The organism is Burkholderia sp. HI2761 (genome assembly GCF_002223355.1).
Lineage (GTDB): Bacteria > Pseudomonadota > Gammaproteobacteria > Burkholderiales > Burkholderiaceae > Burkholderia.
Genome location: NZ_NKFN01000019.1, coordinates 1 through 1712, shown reverse-complemented (window position 1 = coordinate 1712; position 1712 = coordinate 1). Strand labels below are relative to the sequence as shown.

The 1712-nt window shown below is 61.4% G+C and carries 1 protein-coding gene; it reads left to right on the top strand.

The features are described 5' to 3' along the window. Positions 1-121: 121 nt before the first annotated feature. Positions 122-1537, top strand: coding sequence for an ISNCY family transposase (locus CFB46_RS34920; RefSeq protein ID WP_089500200.1), 1416 nt, complete (start codon positions 122-124; stop codon positions 1535-1537). The last annotated feature ends 175 nt before the right edge of the window (positions 1538-1712 follow it).

Here is a 1712-nt window from a genome sequence, read left to right as displayed (position 1 = left end):
ATTATCACCGGATTTGGTTGTAGCAGCCATATCCTAATGTCGTGTTCTGGCTATTTACAGATGTCGTGTTTTTGACTGCTGGCATGCTGGACGGCTCGTTGAGCAAGCACGGGAGCCGACCATGCAGCCAGCCGGATTGGTGACACTGACGATGCGAGAGCTTGATCGACTCAAGGTGATCCAGGCTGTGGTAGACACGGGTTTGAAGCCAGGCCGTGCAGCCGAACGGCTGGGCCTGAGCGTGCGCCAGGTGGAACGGCTGGTTATCCGGTATCGCGAGCGTGGGCCCGACGGCGTAGCTTCGGGCCGTCGTGGCCGACCGGGCAACCGCAAGCTCGACGACGGGCTGGCGTTACGTGCCCTGACCGTTATCCGTGAGCGCTACGCCGATTTCGGGCCGACGCTGGCTTGCGAGAAGCTATGGGAATGCCACGGCATTCGGTTGGCCAAGGAAACGGTCAGGAAGCTGATGACGGACGCTGGGCTCTGGATCCCGCGCCGGCAACGACCACCGAAGGTGTATCAGCCGCGAGCACGCCGGGCGTGTCTGGGCGAACTGATCCAGATCGACGGCAGCGATCATCGATGGTTCGAGGAACGGGCGCCGGCCTGCACGCTGCTGGTGTACGTCGACGACGCGACGAGCCGGCTGATGATGCTGCACTTCACTCAGACCGAATCGACCTTCAGCTACTTCGAGGCCACGCGGACGTATCTGGAGCGCCATGGCAAGCCGGTAGCGTTCTGCAGCGACAAGTACAGCGTGTTCCGCAATACGAGCGCCGGTAAGACAGGCCAGAGCGTCACGCACTTCGGCCGCGCGATGTACGAACTGAACATCGACACGTTCTGCGCGAACAGCAGCTCCGCCAAGGGCCGTGTCGAGCGAGCACATCTGACGTTGCAGGACCGACTGGTCAAGGAGCTACGATTGCGCGGGATTAGCACGGTAGCGGATGCCAATGCTTATGCGCCCTCCTTCATCGCCACGTATAACGAGCGCTTCGCGAAGCCGCCACGCAGCGGCTTTGATGCGCACCGGCCGCTGCGATCCGACGAGGATCTGGACCTACTGCTGACCTGGCGTGAGACACGCCGGGTGACGAAGGCGTTGACGGTGCAGTACGACCGGGTGCTGTACCTGCTGGACGATACGCCGGGGAATCGAGCGTGGATCCATCGCGACGTCGAGGTGTGGGAGTACCCGGATGGTCGGATCGAAATCCGAGCAGCCGGTCAGATATTGGCAGCTCAGTCGTATGACCGGCTGGCCGAAGTCGATCAAGGCGCCATCGTGGACCACAAGCGCCTGAGTCACGCGCTGCAAGTGGCGCAAGCGTTTCAAGCGCAGCGCGACAGCCGGCGGATCGGGACCGCGCCGTCGCGAACGCATCGAGGGCTTCCGGTGCGGGAGAACGAAGCGCAACCCGGCACCAAGAAACCGCGCCGGTTCACGGCGGCTGACATGGAGACGGCGATTCTGGAGGTCACATCAAACGCAGGAACTGAGCGGCGGTCTGCGAAGGCCCGCGGGTGAGCGTAAGCGCCCTGCTGCTTCAGGCTCGGCGCTTCAATGCTGAATGACGAGAAAGCGGATGAAACATGCGACATCTGTATTTAGCTGGCGCTACGACATCTGAATCCGGGTATGACATTGGTTGTAGTGGCTAGATTGAAATGTCCGCTTTTGGCTACATAGAAATGTCCGCTTT